At 40.8% G+C, this 2,362-nt stretch carries 1 protein-coding gene; it reads left to right on the plus strand.

What is annotated here, in order from left to right:
• The first annotated feature begins 453 nt into the window (after positions 1-453).
• Positions 454-2,061: a CTP synthase gene (pyrG, locus tag ACR65M_RS21270; protein WP_341333266.1), complete on the plus strand. Its 1,608-nt coding sequence runs from the start codon at positions 454-456 to the stop codon at positions 2,059-2,061.
• Positions 2,062-2,362: the final 301 nt, after the last annotated feature.

Here is a 2,362-nt window from a genome sequence, read left to right on the forward strand (position 1 = left end):
TCAAATTAATGAAAAAGTGTTAAATTTAATATGGATAGGTGTTTTATATATGTCTCATTTGGCTAGGTCAGTTCAAAGTGGAGCTTTTTTATTTTATCCCGCATTAACTAGCAGCAAGTCCCTTGGAAGGCGGCTGTCAGTTAAAGCTTCACTTTATAGAAGTGTAAGGTTCGGTGAGTTAAAAACAATTTACCCCCGCACCAAGAAGTAAAGTGCAGGCGCCTTTAATAGAGGAACATCGACTTAAAACTGCCACGTCCTGTGGTAAACGTCGATGTCAGCACTTCCTGTGCAAGTCCGACAAGATGGCAAAAAGGATGCTGTTTATCCTTATTGACGGCTTGACTCATGACCTCGAGGGGCTAGGCGCTGAACTAGACAAAGAATTTCTTTATACATTTTGATTTTTTGAGCAAACTTTAACTAATTACATGATTGGGGGAAAAGAGAAAGATGACTAAATATATTTTCGTAACAGGTGGGGTTGTATCATCCCTAGGAAAAGGGATTGTTGCTGCATCTTTAGGTCGTTTATTGAAAAACCGAGGTATGAATGTAACGATTCAAAAATTTGATCCATACATAAATGTGGACCCAGGAACAATGAGTCCGTATCAGCATGGTGAAGTTTTCGTTACCGATGACGGCGCTGAAACAGACCTTGACTTAGGCCACTATGAACGTTTTATCGATATTAACCTAAACAAATACAGCAACGTAACGACTGGTAAAATCTATTCAACTGTACTAAAGAAAGAGCGTCGTGGTGATTACCTAGGGGCAACGGTTCAGGTTATTCCGCACATTACAAACGAAATCAAGGAAAGAGTGTTCCGTTCTGGACGTGAAACCAATGCAGATGTCGTGATCACTGAAATCGGTGGTACAGTTGGAGATATCGAGTCATTACCTTTCCTAGAAGCAGTTCGTCAAATTAAAAGTGATGTTGGCGCCCGCAACGTAATGTATGTCCATTGTACGCTTGTTCCTTACATTAAAGCGGCTGGTGAAATGAAGACAAAGCCAACCCAACACAGTGTTAAAGAACTTCGTAGCCTTGGAATTCAGCCAAATATCATTGTTGTTCGTACAGAAATGCCAATTTCAGAAGATATGAAAGAGAAAATTGCGCTATTCTGTGACATCGATCCAAAAGCGGTTATTGAGAGTCGTGATGCAGAAACATTATATTCAATTCCTTTATCCCTTCAGGAGCAAGGTATTGACCAAATTGCATGTGAGCACCTTCAACTTGATTGCCAAGAAGCAGACATGACAGATTGGATCAAGCTTGTTGAGAAAGTGACACACCTTACAAAAACAACGAATATTTCATTAGTCGGAAAATATGTGGAGCTTCAGGATGCGTATCTATCTGTTGCAGAAGCATTAAAGCATGCTGGCTATGCATTTGATGCTGATATCAATATCAACTGGGTAGACTCTGAAAAAGTAACAGCTGAAAATGTTGAAGAATTACTTGCAGGCTCAGATGGAATTCTAGTTCCAGGCGGTTTCGGTGACCGTGGAGTGGAAGGGAAAATTGTAGCCCTCAAATATGCGAGGGAGACAAAGACACCATTACTCGGTATCTGTCTTGGTATGCAGCTTGCATCTGTAGAGTTTGCACGTAATGTACTAGGTTTAGAAGGAGCACATTCTGCAGAACTTAATCCGGATACTCCTCACCCAATTATTGACCTTTTACCAGAACAAAAGGATGTTGAGGATTTAGGTGGTACGCTTCGTCTTGGCATCTTCCCATGTAAAATTGAGGAAGGCACAAAGGCATATGAAGCATATAACGATGAAGTGGTATATGAGCGCCACCGCCACCGTTACGAATTCAATAACCATTATCGTCAAGCAATGGAAGCAGCAGGCTTTATCTTCTCAGGGACAAGCCCAGACGGCCGTCTTGTGGAAATTATTGAATTGAAAGACCACCCTTGGTTTGTGGCTTCTCAATTCCACCCAGAATTTAAATCAAGACCAAACCGTCCACAGCCATTGTTCAGAGAATTTATTAAAGCATCATTAACTCAAGCTGAAAAAATGTAATGGAAAAAAGCGAGTGTCAATTCACTCGCTTTTTTGTATGGGGTTATGTGGGATGAAATAGGATGAAGTACGGGTTTGTCCCAAGTATTGGTTGGTTAAGTCCGTCGTTGGTGTTATGAAGGACGATTTGGTTGTATAGAAGCACAGTTATGAAGTACATAACGCTGAAATAGAGGTAGGTAATGTACTTCATCGGGCTTATGAAGAACATAACGCACGAAAAAGAGGCTGGAAATGTACTTCATTGATCTTATGAAGAACATAACGCACGAAAAAGAGACGGGTTATGTACTTCATTGGG

The organism is Ferdinandcohnia sp. SAFN-114 (genome assembly GCF_059415045.1).